Raw genomic sequence first — 15861 nt, 5'->3', positions numbered from 1 at the left:
ACGGGCGCGTCCCCCACGCTGGAGTCCCCACGTGTCCATCTCCTCGCGCATGTCCTCGCGCCTGCCCATGCGTCTTTCCACGCGCATGTCCTCGCGCCTGTCCGCCCTCGGGTCCGGGCGCCTGCCCGCACGGCTGCCCGCGCTGGCCGCCTCGGCCGCGCTGCTGGTGGCCGGCCTGGCCGGGCCGGCCGTCGCGGCGCCGCCGGTGACGGCCACTGCCGCCACTGCCACCGCGACCACCGTCAACCTGGCGACCAACCCCGGGTTCGAGATCCCCGCCTCCTCGCTCGCCGACTGGGGCAGTGTGCCCGGCTGGCGCTGTTCCGGCGGGCCCGCCGAGGCCGCCCTCACCACCGCCGCCCCGCACTCCGGCGGCTCCGCCCTGGCCGTCGCCCCGGCCGGCGACGAGTCCACCGGCGAGTGCGTGCAGACCGTCTCGGTCCGGCCCGGCACCACCTACACCGCCTCCGCCTGGGTCCGCGGGAAGTTCGTCTTCCTCGGCGCCACCGGCGGCACCGACCGCCCGACCGCCCCCGCCTGGACCGAGTCCACCAACGGCGGCTGGCAGAAGCTGACCACCCGCTTCACCGCCGCCCCCGGCGCCACCACCGTCCGGCTCTCCGTCCACGGCTGGTACCAGCAGGGCCCGTTCGCGGTCGACGACGTCCGGGTCGACGGCCCCGCGCCCGCCCCGGCGACCGCCGCCGCCTCGGTGCCGACCAGCGACAAGGTGGTCTTCTTCACCGTCGACGACGGCTGGCAGATCACCCCGGAGGCGGAGCAGGTGATCGCCGCCAACAAGCTGCCGATCACCGCCTTCCCGCTGCCGATGGCCGCCGCCAACAATCCCGACTACTTCCGGCGGGTGACCGCCGCGCCCGGCTCCTCGATCCAGGACCACAGCGTCTCCCACACCGACCTCACCACCCTCCCGCTCGCCGAGCAGCAGGTGGAGATCTGCGACGCCCGCGACTCGCTGGCCCGCCTCTTCGGCACCGCGCCGACCGTGTTCCGCCCGCCGTACTTCGCCTGGAACGCCGACACCCTCCAGGCCGCCGCCAACTGCGGCATGCGCACTGTGCTCACCGCCGACGCGGACTTCAGCTGGGGCGCCTCCAACGTCTGGCACGAAGGGACCCTGTCGCCCGGGGACGTCGTCCTGATGCACTGGACCGACACCCTCGCCGACGACCTCCGCCGCGCCCTGGCCGCCGCCGAGGCGGCCGGCCTCAAGCCCGCCGGTCTGGCCTCCTACCTGCACTGACAGCCCTGACCCCAGCTCGCACGGCGCACCGCCGACCCCGCACCGGGGTCGGCGGTGCGTCGTTTCTCCGGCCCGTCGACGCGTTGACAGCGGGACCGGCCGGGTGCTGGGATGGGCCGCGTGCAGCGTGGCGCCGGCCAAAGAGATGTGGGCCGGCCGGCAGCCGGGCCGGCACCCGACACCGAGGGACGACGCGTGATGAGAACGTTCTCCGCTCCCCTTTTCTGAGCTCCTCCGAGCATCTTTCGCACCTCTTCGCACCCCTCTTGACGATGCGACCGGGCCTGCCCCGGGACGGTGCCGCTCCTTCCCCTTTTTCTCGACTTCCCCTTCCGATGCTCCGGAGAGCGATCCGGAGAGCGATCCGGATCGCGATCCGAAGAGAGAGCTGCACAGTCGTATGCCGATGTCTTCCCTGTCGTTCAATCAAACTGTCATCGAGGAGTTCCGTGCCCAGGGCGGGAGGGTCGGCGGACCCTTCGCGGGCGGGGACCTGTTGTTGCTGACCACCGTCGGCGAACGGTCCGGGCGGGAGCACACCGTCCCGCTCGGGTTCGTGCGGGCGGACGGGCTGCTGCTGGTCGTCGCCTCGGCGGCCGGGGCGCCCGAGCACCCGCAGTGGTACCGCAATCTGCTCGCCCGCCCGCTGGTGCGGGTGGAACTCGGCCCGGAGGTCTTCGACGCGACCGCCGTCCCCGCCGAGGGGGACCGGCGCGAGCGGCTGTTCGAGGCCGTCGTCCGGGCGGCCCCCGGGTACGGGGACTACCAGCGGCACACCGCGCGGCTGCTGCCCGTGGTCGTCCTGGAGCACCCCGGGGCCGGGGCTCCGGCGCGCGAGGTGGCGAGCCTCGCGGACAAACTGCTGGAGGTGCACGACTGGCTGCGCGCCCAGCTGCGACAGCTGCGGGCCGAGACCGAGGCGCACCTCGCCGGAGGTGTCGGACACGCTCCGGCACTCGGACTTCAGATCCGCCGGCACTGCCTGGCGTTCTGCCAGGGCCTGGCCGTGCACCACACCGGCGAGGACCGGGGTGTCTTCCCCGCGCTGGCCCGCAGCCACCCGGAGCTGCGGGGTGTGCTCGAACAGCTGGCCGAGGAGCACCGCACGGTCGCGCGACTGAAGGACGAGCTGGTCGCGCTGGTGTCCGGCCTCGACGCCGCCGAGCCGGGGCCGTTCCGGGCCGCCCTGGCGCGGACGGCGGACGAGCTGGAGGCCCACCTCACCCACGAGGAGCGGGAACTGCTGCCCGCCCTGGCCGGGATCCCGTTCCCTCCGCCGGGGCAGTGACGGGACGGGCCCGCCGGTCCCTCCTGAGCGGGGGGACCGGCGGGCCCGCCGGTTGTGCGGTCGGGGTCGGGGGCGGGGTGCGGGGTCGGGGGCGGGGTCGCGCCTGTGGGGAGGCGCGGGGTGTGGGGTGTGGGGTGTGGGGTGCGCGCCTGTGGGGAGGCGTGCGGCGGGTCGCGGTCAGGCCTGCGCGGTGAACACCGGCAGGAAGCCGCCGGAGTGACCGGCGGCCTTCGGGTGGTAGCTCTCCTCCACCGGCAGGGTGGTGCTGTTCAGCCAGGTGGTGCTGGAGCCGCAGATCTCGTGCTCGCGGAAGATCGACCGGACGTCGCCGAAGGCGAAGCCGGCGTTGGCGGCGCGCTTGGCGATGACGTCGTCGAGTGCGTCGGCGGCGCCGTTGATGGCGGCCCGCTTGGTGTCGCCGATGCCGAAGATGCAGCTGCCGCCGACCTTGTAGAGGTGCGGGTAGCCGAGCACGACGACCCGGGCGTTCGGGGCCTTGGCGTGGATCGCCGAGTAGACCTGGTCGAGCTTGCCGGGCAGCGTGCTGGTGGCGTAGTTCTTCGCGGTGGCGACCGCGTTGAGGCAGGCGCTCTCCGAGTCCAGGACGCAGGTCTGCATCGTGCTGGCGAAGCCCGCGTCGTTGCCGCCGACGCTGATGCTCACCAGCGTGGTGGCCGAGTTCAGGGTGGAGAGCTGGTTGTTGAGCACATCTCCGGTCCTGGCTCCGGAACAGGCCAGGAAGGAGAAGGAGGACGGCGCGTGCGCGTTCTTCCACAGGTACGCGTACGCGTTGGTGCTGCGCTTGCAGCTGCCGCTCTCGCTCGTGTAACTGCCGGCTCCGAGGCCCGAGGCGTAGGAGTCGCCGAGTGCGACGTAGTTGACCCCGGCGGCGTGGGCCGAACCGGCTGTGACGAGGGTGGTCAGGGAGAGGAGCGCTGCGGTGACGGCGACGGACATGGCACGGGCAGGGCGTAGCATGACACCTCCTGGGAGTGACGTGCGTCACATAATTTGATACCAGGCGGTAGCTAACTCTGGAAGCTGTCATGCCAAGGCAATTGACGGTCGGTCTGACAACGGCGCGGTGAACTGCCCCTTCTGCCACGGTAAGTGCGCCCGTGCGCCGGTTTCGGGGCGTCGCCCGATCGAGCGACGGCGCTCCGCCGGACGTGCGACCACCGACGGCGACGCGCGCGGGCGTGCGGCCCGGCGCTCGGTCCCGGTACTCGGCCCCGGCGCTCGACCCCCGTACTCGGCGCGTTCGGTCGCCCGGTCAGACGAACGGTCGATCAGACGGCTGGCCAGTCAACCGGTCGAACGGCCGGTCAGGCCGTCGGTCGGTCAGGCCGTCGGCGATTCCCCGGCGGCGGGACCCGGGGCCGCGCCGGGGAACAGCTCGCAGCCCGCCGCCGGCAGTTCCTCGATCGTCTCGTTGGCGGCCGAGGGCGCGCCCAGTCTCCGGACGGCGGTCGCCACCGCCGCCCGGGCCTGCCGCAGGCCGGGCGCACCCCAGCCGAGCAGCTCGACGGCGAGGCCCGGTGCGACCAGTAGCCGCCGGTAGTGCCGCCCTGAGGCCGGGTCCGGCACGCTCGGACCGACGGCCCGCAGCGCGGCGGCCATCCGGACCCGGGCGCACTCGTGGCCACCGTTGGCCGAACCGACCCGGTCGTAGAGGTAGCCGAGGTAGTACGGCGTGCCGATCAGCGCCTGCGCCTCCTCGGCCGCCTCCCGGGCCAGCGCCGAGCCGGGGTCGCCGGCGTCCTCCGGCTCCAGCGAGCCCCCGGGCAGCGAGACGACGCCGTCCTTGGGGTTGACCAGGGTCAGCACCCGGCCGTCGGGGGCGAACAGCCACCCCCAGGACTGCTTCACCGGAAGCCCGTCGGGCACCGTCTCGCCCGGCCGCCACGGCCAGCCCGCCGTGGGACGCCGGCGTACCCGACCGAGCAGCTCGGCGATCTCCGCGCTGTACTCGATCCGGCTCATGCGTCCCCCCTTTCGGTGTCGGGCTCGCCGGACCGACGGTGCGCGGGGACGGTTCGCGGTGCGCACGGTTCGGGGCGGAGCGGCGGGCGCGGCGGCGTGGGGTACCGGCCGTTCCCACTGTTGATCTTCCCCGAAATCTTCCCCGAACAGGCGGTCGATGAACAGTCCCCAGCGCCGCTTGGTGGACACCCGGGGCCGAACGCCCTGGTCAGCCGCGATCAGGCCAGGGGCCCACCCCCGCCCCCGGACGGCCGCTCCCCGGACGGCCGCCCGCCCTGCGGACGGTCCCCCGGCGGTCCGCCCTCACCCGACGGCGGCGGCGCCGGCAGCGGGAAGCCGGGCAGCGGGACGACGGCCGGCGGGAAGGGCAGGCCCCGGCCGACATCGTCGGCGAGCTCGTCCAGCACCTCGCGGACGGTCATCGGCCGCAGCCTCCCGCCGCGCAGGGCCCACCCCCGCACCGTCTGCCCGCCGGGGGCGGCCGGGTCCCCGTGCAGCACCATCGCACCGGCACCACCCACGGCGAGGCCCGCCGCCAGCGTCACGCAGAACGCCTCGGCGTCCCGCCCGCCGGGCCCGGGCCGGCCGCGCTCCACCCGGACGTCGGTCGCCGAGGTCAGCTCCCCGCCGTCCTCGGGGCCGTGGCAGCGCAGGGTCAGCAGATGGGTCCCGTCACCGGCACCGGCGCCCACCGCCAGCTGGACCTCGACGGCGTGCCGCATCACCGCCACCAGCCGCCGCTCCCCCGGCGGCCCCTCGCCCGCCGCCGTCAGCAGGGCCGCCATCGCGACGGAGATCCGGACCCGCGCCCGGTGGTCGTCGGCCAGCTCCGGCAGCAGCACCGCCAGCCGCTGCCCCGCGTAGACGAACGGCTCCCCGGCCAGCTCGGGATCGGCCGCGTACGCGACCCGGGCGGCCGCGTCCCCCGGCGTGAAGCCGAACTCCTCGCAGTACTCCGCGTAGTCCGCCGGGTCGAGCACCCGGAGGTGGACCTCCAGGCCCTGCCCGCGCAGCGCCCGCAGCTGGACCGCCACCCGCCGCAGGTAGGAGCGGAAGCTCAGCCCGCCGAACAGCCCGTACCGCGCCAGGTCCGCGAAGTCGGCGGCGCCGACGGCCAGCGCGAGCGCCACCGGCTGCGGCGGCGGCGCCCCGCGCGGGCGCCCCCGGCGCCGCTCCCGCGCCCCGGGACCGGCGGGCCCGCCCGAACCGCCCGACCGGGGCGCGCTCGCCCCGCCGCCCGGCGGCCGCCCGTCGGGGACCCTTCCGCCCGGCCCGGCCGGCCCGGGCCGGCGCCGCTCCGCCCCGGGGCCCCACAGCCGCACCACGGGCGCACGCCACCGCGTGCGGCAGCCGCCCGCCATCGGGCGCCCACCCCGCTTCCGGCGCCGCCCCTGTCCCTGCTGCTGCTCCTGCTCCTGCCTGTACTCCCGCTCCGTCGCCCGCCGCTGGTCCGGGCCCTGGAACCCGCTCCGCATCCGCTCGCGCACGGTCGTCTCCCTCCGTCGTCGGTACTCCCCACCGGCCCCACGAGCCCCTCGGCTCCCGGCGAACGCGACCATACACACCGTCACTGACAACGCACTCGGAGTGAGGTCAGTGAGGGCCCGCGGAGGGTCCGGGGGCGACCGGCGACACCCGTTCCGGACCGGCTTGTCGGTGGCGCCCGTTATGGTCGGGAACCATGCGACTGCTGCATACCTCCGACTGGCATCTCGGGCGCTCGTTCCACCGGGAGAGCCTGCACGACGCCCAGCGCGCCTTCCTGGACCACCTCGTGGCAGTGGTCCGGGACGAGCGCGTCGACGCCGTGCTCGTCGCCGGCGACGTGTACGACCGGGCACTGCCGGGCCTGGAGGCGGTGGCGCTGTTCGACGACGTGCTGCACCGGCTGGCCGACCTGGGCGTGCCGACGGTGTTCATCAGCGGCAACCACGACTCGGCCCGCCGCCTCGGGGTCGGCGCGGGCCTCATCGGCCGGGCCGGCATCCACCTGAGGACGGACCCGGGCGAGTGCGCCGAGCCCGTGCTGCTGGCCGACGCGCACGGGCCGGTCGCCGTCTACGGGCTGCCCTATCTGGAGCCCACCCTGGTCCGGGAGCGCTTCGGGCTGGCCCGCGGCGGGCACGCCGCCGTGCTCGGAGCGGCGATGGAGCAGGTCAGGGCCGACCTCGCGGCCCGCCCGGCCGGCACCCGCGCGGTCGTCCTGGCGCACGCCTTCGTCACCGGCGGCGAGCCCAGCGACAGCGAGCGCGACATCGCGGTGGGCGGGGTCGCGGCCGTACCCGCCTCGGTCTTCGACGGCGTGCACTACGCCGCGCTCGGCCATCTGCACGGCTGCCAGACCCTCGCCCCGCACCTGCGCTACAGCGGCTCCCCGCTCGCCTACTCCTTCTCCGAGCACGAGCAGCGCAAGAGCATGTGGCTGGTCGACCTCGCGGCGGACGGCGCGGTCACCGCCGAGCGGGTACCCTGCCCGGCCCCCCGGCGGCTGGCCCGGCTGCGCGGCCGGCTCGACGAACTGCTCACCGACGAGCGGTACACCGCCGACGAGCAGTCCTGGGTGCAGGTCACCCTCACCGACCCGAGCCGCCCCACCGAGCCGATGGAGCGGCTGCGCCGCCGCTTCCCGCACACCCTCCAACTGCTGTTCGACCCGGAGGAGAGCACCGCCGCCGCCTCCACCTCCTACGCGGCGCGGGTCAGCGGACGGACGGACCTGGAGATCGCCGAGGGCTTCCTGCGGCACGTCCGCCCCGGCACCGACCCCGACCAGGACGAGCTGGGCTGGCTGCGCGAGGGCTTCGAGCGCGTCCGGGAGACCACCGACCGGAAGGCGGAGCAGCCCCGATGAGACTCCACCGGCTGACCGTGACCGCCTTCGGCCCCTTCGCCGGCGCCGAGACGGTCGACTTCGACGCGCTGGCCGCCGGCGGCCTGTTCCTGCTGCGCGGCGCCACCGGCGCGGGCAAGAGCAGCGTGCTGGACGCGGTCTGCTACGCCCTCTACGGCGAGGTGCCCGGCACCCGCAAGGCCAACCGGCTGCGCAGCGACCACGCCGAGCCCGACCGGCTGACCGAGGTCCGGCTGGAGCTGACGCTCGGTGGCCGCCGGCTGGAGATCATCCGGATCCCCGAGCAGCCGCGGCCGAAGAAGGTCGGCACGGGCATGACCGTCGAGCGGGCCCAGACCCTGCTGCGCGAGTGGTCGGCGGACGCCGCGGGCACCGGCGAGGGCGGGCCCGGCTGGCGGGCGGTCAGCAAGTCGCACCAGGAGGCCGGCGAGGAGATCCACCGGCTGATCGGGATGAGCCGGGACCAGTTCTGCCAGGTGGTGCTGCTGCCGCAGGGCGACTTCGCGCGCTTCCTGCGGGCCGACTCGGAGGAGCGCGGCAAGCTGCTGCGCCGGCTGTTCGACACCGAGCGGTTCCAGTCCGTCGAGGCCTGGCTCGCGGAGCAGCGCCGGGCCCACGAGGCCGCCGTCCAGACCGGGCGCCGCCGGCTGCGGGACTTGGCCAGCAAGGCCGAGCAGGCGGCCGGGCCGGGCGCCGAGCCGGCCGAGGGTCTGGTGGCGGCCGGGGACGAGGCGGCACCGAGCGCGGCGGCGGACGCCGAGCTCACCACGGGGGTGCTGGGCTGGGCGGCGGTGCTGCGCGGCGGCGCGGCCGAGCAGCTGACCGTCGCCGAGGCCGCGCTGGCCGGTGCCGAGGAGGCGCACCGGGCGGCGCAGCAGGCCCGGGAGGCCGCCGAGCAGCGGGCCGACCGGCAGGAGCGGCACCGGCAGGCGGTGCGCGAGGCGGCCCGGCTGGCCGGGGACGAGCCCGCCCGCGCGGCGGACCGGCGGCGGCTGACGGCGGCGCAGGCGGCGGTCGGGGTCGAGTCCGTGCTGCACCTGCGGGAGCGGGCGGCGGCGGCGTACCGGCGGGCCCGGGACGAGGAGCACCGGCACCGGGCGGTCCTCGCCGAGGTCGCGACCGGCCGGACCGGCCGTGAATTCCTCGACGGCAGCGACCGCCCCGACGGCGGTGAGCACGGACCGGCCGGCGGCGGCCGGGCGCTGGCGCACGCCGAGGCCGAGGAGCTGGCCGGGGCCGAACGGCGGCTGCGCGCGGAGATCGTCCGGCTGGAGGCGGCCGGGGCGGACGAGCGGCAGTGCGCCGAGCTGGCCGGCGCCCGGACGGCGCTGACCGCGGACCTGCGGCGCGCCGAGGACCTCGCCGAGGAGGCGGGCGAGTGGCTGGCCGAGTTCGACGCCCGGCACGCAGCCCTCAAGGAGGAGGAGTCCGCCGCCCGGGAGGCCGCCGCGCTGGTCGAGCGGCTGGACGCCCGGCGCGCCGAGCTGACCGCCCGGCTGTCCGCCGCCCGGGCCCGGGACGCGCTGGACGACGAGATCGGCCGGGCCGGGCCGCGCGCCCTCGCGCTGCGCGCCGAAGCACTGGACGCCCGTCAGTACGGCCTGGACCTCCGTGAGCGCCGGCTCGCCGGGATGGCCGCCGAGCTGGCCTCCGGGCTGAGCGCCGGCGAGCCCTGCCGGGTCTGCGGCTCGGCGGAGCACCCGGCTCCGGCCCGCCCGGTCGGCGATCCGGTCCGGGCCGAGGACGAGGAGCGGGCCGGGCGCGCCCAGACGGCCGCCGAGCAGGCCGCCGACGCGGCCGAGCGGGAACTCGCCGGACTCCGGGTGCGGCGGGCCGCGGCGGCCGGCGCGGCCGGTGAGGAGGCCGCCGACACCCTGGCCGGGGTGCTCGGCGGGCTGGGGGCGGAACACCAGGAAGCGGTCCGGGTCGCGGATCGGCTCGGTGCGGTCGGCCGGGCGATCGAGCGGCTCACCGAGGAGCAGACCGCCCGCCGTACGGCGCTCTCCGACGCCCGGGAGCGGAGCGCCGAACTCGCCGCCCAGGCCCGCGCCCTGCACGCCGAGCAGGAGAAGCTGACCGCCCGGGTGGCGGCGGCCCGCGGCGAGGCGCCGTCCGTGGCGGCCCGGGCGGCCTCGCTCGACCGCCTCGCCTCGGCGGTGGCCGCGCTGGCCGGTGCCGACCGGGCCGCCACCGAGGCGGCGCACCAGCTCAAGCAGGCGGACGACGAGCTGGCCGACGCGGCGGTGGCGGCCGGGTTCGCGAGCGCCCAGGACGCCGTCGCCGTGCTGCTGCCGCGAGCCGAGCGGGACCAGCTGGAGCAGCGGATCGACCGGCACCGGGCCGAACTCGCCGCAGTGGAGCGGCGGCTCGCCGAACCCGAACTGGCCACGGCGGCGGCCCTGCCACCGGCCGACCTGCCGGGGGCCCGGAGCGGGCTCGGCGCCGCCACCGACCGGTTGCGGGCGGCGCACGCGGCGCGGGACGCGGCACGTCAGCGTTGCGAGGCCCTCGCCGCCATCGGGCGGCAGCTGGCCGAGCTGGCGCGCTCGCTGGCCCCGGAGCTGGCCAGCTACGGGCGGATCAGCCGGCTGGCCGCGCTCGCGGCCGGCACCTCGGCCGACAACCGGCTCCGGATGCGCCTGGAGTCGTACGTCCTGGCGGCGCGGCTGGAGCAGGTGGCGGCCGCGGCGAGCGACCGGCTGGTCCGGATGTCCGGCGGCCGGTACACGCTCGTCCACAGCGACGACCGCGGCGGCGGCAACAAGCGCTCGGGGCTGGCGCTGCGGGTGGTGGACGCCTGGACGGGCACCGAGCGCGACACCGCGACGCTATCCGGCGGCGAGAGCTTCTTCGCCTCGCTCGCCCTGGCGCTCGGTCTGGCGGACGTGGTCACCGACGAGGCGGGGGGCATGCCGTTGGACACCCTGTTCATCGACGAAGGATTCGGCAGCCTGGACGAGCACACCCTGGAGGAGGTGATGGACGTCCTGGACGGGTTGCGCGAGCGGGACCGCGCGGTGGGCATCGTCAGTCACGTCGCCGATCTGCGCAGCCGGATCCCGGCCCAGCTCCTGGTCCGCAAGGGCCGGCACGGCTCCACCCTGGCACCGGCGGGACGGGAGGACGCCTGACGCCGGAGACGTGCCCGACGCCGGAGACCCGGCTGTTCACCCGGGCGGCCCGCTCAGCCGGAGCAGGCGATCCGCTGGGCCTGCTGCCAGGCGCAGACGGGGCAGAGGGTGCTGCCCGGGTGGTCGGCGGGCAGCTCGGTCGGCTCGCCGCACAGCACGCAGTCCGCGCGTGGACCGGTGGAATCGGGGTCGCGCAGCAGGGCCGCCTCCGCACCGCTCGGGGCGAGTTCGCAGACCTCCTGCCCCGCCGCCGGGTCGCCCATGTCCCCGGTAGGCGCGCCGCCGCTGTCCTGCCTGGCTGTTTCGCTCATGCAGCCTCTCTACTCCCCGCGCCGGGCAGCGCGCAAGGCAGTCCCGGGCGAGGCCGTTCCGGGGACCGCCGATACGGTGGCCGTATGCCCGACTCTCCCGGTCACGAGGCCTCCCGCGCCGTTCCCGCCGTCCCGTCGCCGGTCCCCCCGGTCCTGCCGGTCCCCTCCGCCCGGACCGACACCTCCAGACCTGCCGGGACCTCCGGACCTGCCGGGACGTCCGGGACGTCCGGGACGTCCGGGACGTCCGGGACGTCCAGGACGTCCGGGTCCGCCCTGGAGCGGAGGCTGCGCGCCGCCCGGGCCACCGGGCCCAACTATCGCGAGGTGGGCGCCACCGCGGACGCCCGGCTGCCGGAGGGCTACACGCATCTGCGGCGGCGGGTGCATCTCGGGCACGGCCCGGAGGTCCTGGCCCGGGCCGGCCGCTTCGTCCTCGGCTGGGGCTGCCAGCTGGGCACCGGGTTCGCCGTGTTCCCGTACGCGCCCGCCGAGCCCGGGGCGACCGTCCTCCTGCGGCTCGCCCTGCCCGGGAGCCGCTGGCCCCGGCTGGTGATCCCGTGCCGGGTGGTGTGGACGGTGGAGGAGCCGGACCGGATCGGCTTCGCCTACGGGACGCTGCCGGGGCACCCGGAGTGCGGCGAGGAAGCGTTCCTGGTGTCGATGGACGCGGCGGGCGAGGTCTGGTTCGAGGTCATCGCCTTCGCCCGGCTCGCCGCCTGGTACGCGCGGCTCGGCCGCCCGGTCGCCGTGCTCTGCCAGTACCTGGCGATCGAGCGGTACCTCGCGTCCGTGCTCGAGGCCGCCGCCGACCCCGGACCCGAGGCACCGCTGTCCGACTAGCGCGCCGCCGGGCCCCGGCGGGTCCGGAGCCCGGCTGGTCCGGCCCCGGCGGATCCGGGGCCGGGGCCGGATGGCGGGCTCAGCCCAGGAAGGAGAGCCGGAGCGTGCGGTGCGGGTTGTCACCGTTGGTGTCGATCAGCACCACCGACTGCCAGATGCCCAGGGCGAGCTGTCCGTCGATCACCGGCAGGGTGGCGTGCGGGGCCACCAGGGCGGGGACGACGTGGTCGCGGCCGTGGCCGGGGCTGCCGTGCCGGTGACGCCACCGGTCGTCCGCCGGCAGGAGGTCGCGCAGGGTGGCGAGGAAGTCCTCGTCGCTGCCGGAACCGGTCTCCAGGACGGCGATGCCGGCCGTGGCGTGCGGGACGAAGACGTTGAGCAGGCCGTCCCGTCCGACGGCGTGTTCGTCGAGGAACCGGACGCAGCGGTCGGTGATGTCGAGCGCGACCTCATGGCTTCCGGTGGTGATGTCGAAGGTCTCGGTCCGGAAGGACGTGGAGGTGGGAGTGGAGTGGGACGTGGTTCGGGAGTGGGTGTGGTCCGCCATGGCGCCATCCTGACCCACGGCCGGGGGTGGACCGGCAAGCCTCGCCGACTCCCGGCGCCGGAGAGCCCGGTCGACATAGGCTGAGAGGTTCAGACCAAAATGGCATCCGAAATGCCATCCGAGGACCGGCGCGGACCGCGAATGATCGACCGGTCCCCCATCGGCACGGACCGGGGTGCGGGAACGCGGACGGCCCGACGGTCGTCAGGATCCGTCGGGCCGGTACCGAAAAGGCGTGTGCGCAAAGCGAAGGGCAGTGCGAGAAGCCCCGGGAACGGGGCCCCCGCGCGGCCGGACCGGATTCGACCGGACCGGTCGGCTCAGCCGCGACTGCCGAAGAGCCCCCGCCGCAGCCGGCGCAGCGGCGCCAGCAGCTTGACCCGCGCATGGCGGCGCGGCGGCGCGGTCGGGGCGCCGACGCCGCGCGGCGTCAGCTCCCTTATCAGCCCGAGCGCCTCGGCGGTGTCCACCGCCGGGAGTGCGGGCGCGCCGAGCACAGCCAGGTGTCGCTCGATCCGGCGGCCGGTCGCGCCGACACCGCACTGGATCGCGGGCACCCGAGGCCGGGTCCGCACTTGCATGTGTTCCATCAGTTTTTCCCACCCCTACGAGGCGCCAGGGCCGTGAGGCGAAGACTATCCGTGACAGACGGCCTTCGCGCAACCGTCCTGGTGTTCTGCAACCGTACCGTGCTGCGTCAACTGACACTGCACCAGGCCCCACCCGGTCGATCACGACTGAGCATCAATGATGGTGCACGACCGGCGGTACGTCACCGGGTTCTTCGGGTCGCACACCCGGCGCTCGCCGTGACGGTGCACGCCCGGCGCACGGGGTCACCGCCCCTTCACGCGCCGTGGCCACCCGGCGGCCACCCCGCCGCCCTCCCACCGCCCTCCCACCGTCACCCCCGGGACAGGCCCGGTCCGCCGACGACGAGGTACGACTATCCGTTTAGGAAGTGAACACAGCCGGGGGATTGACGCGGGAGTCGGCTCCAAGCAATATCTCTATCGACCACGCGGGCGCGAGCACTACCGCCTTCCGTGTTCGACTGATGAAGATTCCGGCTCCCCCGTTCCTACTGCCAGGCCGCCTCGACGCTGCGGTGGCCGGGTTCGGGCGGTGCTCGGACCGGCGGCCGGCCGCAGAGGGTCGGCCAGGCTGCCACCAGGCTGCCGGTGCCACCCCTCGGGGTCCGGCACCGGCGGCTCCGGCTCCGCGGCCCTCGACCGCGCCCACCAGGGCCGCCCCGACCGGCGTCGCCCCGGGACCGCGCCCCGCCCACCAACGACGCCACCGCGCCCGTCCTCCGCACCCGTCCTCCGCCGCCCGCGGCAGCGCTCGGTAGACTCGGCCAGCGTGCCAGTCCTCCTCAGCATCGTGCTCCCGGTCCACGGGGTGGAGCGCTTCCTGCCCCGCTGCCTCGACTCCCTCCTGGCGGACACCCCGTCCTCCGAGTCCCGCTTCGAGGTGATCGCGGTCGACGACCGCTCCCCCGACCGCAGCGGCGCGATCCTGGACGAGTACGCGGCCCGTGATCCGCGCCTGCGCGTCCTCCACCTCGCCGAGAACCAGGGCCTCGGCGGTGCCCGCACCGCCGCCCTCCCCGAGGTGCGCGGCACGTACGTCTGGTTCGTCGACAGCGACGACTGGGTGCCCGAGGGCACGGTGACCGCCCTCCTGGACGAGCTCACCGGCGAGCTGGAGCGCGAGCGGCGCGGCGAGGCGCCCGCCGACGTCCTGCTGACCGACTTCGTCCACGTCTACCCCGACGGCGGGACCGAGCCCAACCCGTGGCGGCACGTGCTGACCGGATCCCCGCTCGTCGCGGGGGCAACGCTGGCCGAGCACCCGGCCGTGTTCAGGACGGTGATGTCGGTCTGGAACAAGGTGTTCCGCCGGGAGTTCCTGCTCGGGCTCGGGGTGTCCTTCGGCCGCGGTTTCTACGAGGACATCTCCGTCACCTACCCGGCGCTGCTCGCCGCCGAGCGGCTGCGCTACTTCGACCGCCCCTGCTACTTCTACCGGCGCGGGCGGGCCGGGGCGATCACCAGCACCGCCTCCGCCAAGCACGCCGACGCCTTCGCCCAGTACGACGCGATCTTCGCCTTCCTGGACCGCCCCGACCGCCATGAGCACCCCGGCGCCCCTGACCACCCCGACGGCCCCAACCGCCCCGGCCACCCCGTCCCCGCGACGCTGCGGACCCTGGTCTTCGAACGGACCGTGCAGCAGGCGCTCACCGTCTACGACACGCCAGGGCTGGTCCCGGTCGGACTGCGGCCGGAGTTCTTCCGGCGGATCGCCGAGCACTTCACCCGGCACCGCCCGGCGGGCTACCGCTTCCCCGGGGGCGTGCGCGGCGTGCAGTACCGGCTCGCGGCGCGCGGCGCCCGGCGCGCGTACGCGGAACTGCGCCGCACCGGCCGACTGCCGCGCGGGCTCAAGCGCGGGGCCCGGGCGGTGGCTCCGGCGCTCAAGAAGGGGGTGCGCAGCAGCGCCCGGTTCACCGCGTACAACACGTTCCGCCGGATGCCGTTGAACCCGCAGCTGGCGGTGTACGCCGCGTACTGGCACCGGGGTTACGCCTGCAGCCCGGCCGCGATCTACGAGAAGGCGAAGGAGCTCGCGCCCGGGATCCACGGGGTCTGGGTGGTGGAGGACCGCGCCCGGGCGGCGACGCTGCCGGAGGGGGTGCCGTACGTGATTCTCAACACCCCGGCGTACTTGAAGGCGATGGCCACGGCCAAGTACTTCGTGAACAACGTCAACTTCCCCCGGACCATGGCGAAGCGGCCCGGCACGGTGCACGTCCAGACCCAGCACGGCACCCCGTTGAAGGCGATGGGCATGGACCTCAGGGACCACCCGGTGGCCGCCGAGGGGATGGACTTCGACCGGCTCCAGGAGGCGGTCGACCGCTGGGACTTCCTGGTCTCCTCCAACCCGCACACCAGCGAGCACTTCGCCCGCGCCTTCCCGGGCCGCTACGAGATGCTGGACACCGGGTACCCGCGCAACGACCGGCTGGCCGACGCGACGCCGGCCGGGACGGCGGCGATGCGCGAACGGTTCGGGCTGGCGCCGGGGCGCACCGCCGTGCTGTACGCGCCCACCCACCGGGAGGCGCGCGGCGGCTATGTGCCGCTGCTGGACGTGCGGGAGCTGGCCCGGCGGCTGGGGCCGGAGTTCACGCTGCTGGTCCGCACCCACTACTTCCACACCGGCGGCCCGGGCGACCTGGCGGCGGACGAGGGCGCGGCGGAGATCCTGGACGTGTCGGCGCACCCGACGGTGGAGGACCTCTACCTGGCGGCCGACGTCCTGGTGACGGACTACTCGTCGATGATGTTCGACTTCGCCGTGCTGGACCGGCCGATCGTGGTCTTCGCGCCGGACTGGGAGGAGTACAAGCGCGACCGGGGCGTCTACTTCGACCTGTTCGAGCAGCCGCCGGGCGCGCTGACGACGGATCCGGAGGGGCTGGCGGCGGCGCTGCTGGCCGGTGACCCGGAGCCGGCGGCGCGGGCCGACTTCCGCAAGCGGTTCTGCCCCTGGGACGACGGCGGGGCGGCGGAGCGCGTGGTCCGCCGGGTGTTCCCGACCACCGGCTGAGCGCGCGATGGACGGAGCACAGCAG

13 protein-coding genes are annotated in these 15861 nt (G+C 75.5%); 6 read left to right on the top strand and 7 right to left on the bottom strand.

The genetic code is table 11. The features are described from left to right. Positions 1–85: 85 nt before the first annotated feature. Together SM793_RS05925 and SM793_RS05920 are read left to right on the top strand one after the other, a co-directional pair. The gene (locus tag SM793_RS05925) at positions 86–1264 is read left to right on the top strand and encodes a polysaccharide deacetylase family protein (RefSeq protein ID WP_320436941.1); all 1179 of its coding nucleotides are present in this window, start codon (positions 86–88) and stop codon (positions 1262–1264) included. 400 nt (positions 1265–1664) lie between these two features. Then, entirely contained in the window at positions 1665–2552 is an 888-nt protein-coding gene (locus SM793_RS05920; protein WP_320436940.1) for a nitroreductase/quinone reductase family protein, read from the top strand. A gap of 177 nt (positions 2553–2729) precedes the next feature. Here the strand turns inward: SM793_RS05920 and SM793_RS05915 are convergent, their stop codons facing one another. The 3 genes from SM793_RS05915 to SM793_RS05905 form a co-directional block, all read right to left on the bottom strand. After that, positions 2730–3530, bottom strand: a complete 801-nt coding sequence (locus SM793_RS05915; protein ID WP_413815882.1) for an SGNH/GDSL hydrolase family protein — start codon at positions 3528–3530, stop codon at positions 2730–2732. Between the two features lie 363 nt (positions 3531–3893). Continuing rightward, entirely contained in the window at positions 3894–4535 is a 642-nt protein-coding gene (locus SM793_RS05910) for a hypothetical protein (RefSeq protein WP_320436939.1), read from the bottom strand. A 218-nt stretch (positions 4536–4753) separates the two neighbouring features. Further along, positions 4754–5665 carry a hypothetical protein gene (locus SM793_RS05905; RefSeq protein WP_320436938.1) on the bottom strand — a complete coding sequence of 304 codons (912 nt, stop codon included), beginning with the start codon at positions 5663–5665 and terminating at the stop codon, positions 4754–4756. Positions 5666–6216: 551 nt separating this feature from the next. Here SM793_RS05905 and SM793_RS05900 point away from each other — a divergent pair. Beyond that, positions 6217–7386 carry an exonuclease SbcCD subunit D gene (locus tag SM793_RS05900; RefSeq protein ID WP_320436937.1) on the top strand — a complete coding sequence of 390 codons (1170 nt, stop codon included), beginning with the start codon at positions 6217–6219 and terminating at the stop codon, positions 7384–7386. Then, a complete protein-coding gene (locus SM793_RS05895; RefSeq protein ID WP_320436936.1) occupies positions 7383–10517 on the top strand; it encodes an SMC family ATPase in 3135 nt (1044 codons plus the stop codon). The genes SM793_RS05900 and SM793_RS05895 overlap by 4 nt, the downstream gene beginning before the upstream one ends. A gap of 53 nt (positions 10518–10570) precedes the next feature. Here SM793_RS05895 and SM793_RS05890 read toward each other — a convergent pair whose 3' ends face one another. Both SM793_RS05890 and SM793_RS05885 read right to left on the bottom strand, forming a co-directional pair. After that, on the bottom strand, positions 10571–10780 hold the full coding sequence (locus tag SM793_RS05890) for a hypothetical protein (RefSeq protein WP_320436980.1): 210 nt from the start codon (positions 10778–10780) through the stop codon (positions 10571–10573). 149 nt (positions 10781–10929) lie between these two features. Then, positions 10930–11136, bottom strand: coding sequence for a hypothetical protein (locus SM793_RS05885; protein ID WP_320436935.1), 207 nt, complete (start codon positions 11134–11136; stop codon positions 10930–10932). Positions 11137–11155: 19 nt separating this feature from the next. On the opposite strand from SM793_RS05885, the gene SM793_RS05880 reads away from it, so the two are divergent. Next, a complete protein-coding gene (locus SM793_RS05880) occupies positions 11156–11671 on the top strand; it encodes a DUF1990 domain-containing protein (RefSeq protein ID WP_320436934.1) in 516 nt (171 codons plus the stop codon). A 79-nt stretch (positions 11672–11750) separates the two neighbouring features. Here SM793_RS05880 and SM793_RS05875 read toward each other — a convergent pair whose 3' ends face one another. Both SM793_RS05875 and SM793_RS05870 read right to left on the bottom strand, forming a co-directional pair. Beyond that, a complete protein-coding gene (locus SM793_RS05875) occupies positions 11751–12218 on the bottom strand; it encodes a YjbQ family protein (protein WP_320436933.1) in 468 nt (155 codons plus the stop codon). A gap of 320 nt (positions 12219–12538) precedes the next feature. After that, complete coding sequence (locus tag SM793_RS05870; RefSeq protein ID WP_093859619.1) at positions 12539–12808, bottom strand: hypothetical protein; 270 nt, start codon at positions 12806–12808, stop codon at positions 12539–12541. A 772-nt stretch (positions 12809–13580) separates the two neighbouring features. Here SM793_RS05870 and SM793_RS05865 point away from each other — a divergent pair. Continuing rightward, entirely contained in the window at positions 13581–15836 is a 2256-nt protein-coding gene (locus tag SM793_RS05865) for a bifunctional glycosyltransferase family 2 protein/CDP-glycerol:glycerophosphate glycerophosphotransferase (RefSeq protein ID WP_320436932.1), read from the top strand. Positions 15837–15861 lie beyond the last annotated feature (25 nt).

The sequence above is a fragment of the Kitasatospora purpeofusca genome (assembly GCF_034043715.1).
Classification (GTDB): Bacteria; Actinomycetota; Actinomycetes; order Streptomycetales; family Streptomycetaceae; genus Kitasatospora; species Kitasatospora purpeofusca_A.
The sequence above is the reverse complement of the archived record's forward strand: the minus strand, read 5'-3'. Positions and strand labels throughout refer to the sequence as shown.

Coding starts and splice junctions, on each gene's coding strand:
- SM793_RS05910 (WP_320436939.1), bottom strand. CDS start 4,535: ATGAGCCGGATCGAGTACAGCGCGGAGATCGCCGAGCTGCTCGGTCGG.
- SM793_RS05900 (WP_320436937.1), top strand. CDS start 6,217: ATGCGACTGCTGCATACCTCCGACTGGCATCTCGGGCGCTCGTTCCAC.
- SM793_RS05925 (WP_320436941.1), top strand. CDS start 86: ATGTCCTCGCGCCTGTCCGCCCTCGGGTCCGGGCGCCTGCCCGCACGG.
- SM793_RS05895 (WP_320436936.1), top strand. CDS start 7,383: ATGAGACTCCACCGGCTGACCGTGACCGCCTTCGGCCCCTTCGCCGGC.
- SM793_RS05890 (WP_320436980.1), bottom strand. CDS start 10,780: ATGGGCGACCCGGCGGCGGGGCAGGAGGTCTGCGAACTCGCCCCGAGC.
- SM793_RS05915 (WP_413815882.1), bottom strand. CDS start 3,530: ATGCTACGCCCTGCCCGTGCCATGTCCGTCGCCGTCACCGCAGCGCTC.
- SM793_RS05875 (WP_320436933.1), bottom strand. CDS start 12,218: ATGGCGGACCACACCCACTCCCGAACCACGTCCCACTCCACTCCCACC.
- SM793_RS05870 (WP_093859619.1), bottom strand. CDS start 12,808: ATGGAACACATGCAAGTGCGGACCCGGCCTCGGGTGCCCGCGATCCAG.
- SM793_RS05920 (WP_320436940.1), top strand. CDS start 1,665: ATGCCGATGTCTTCCCTGTCGTTCAATCAAACTGTCATCGAGGAGTTC.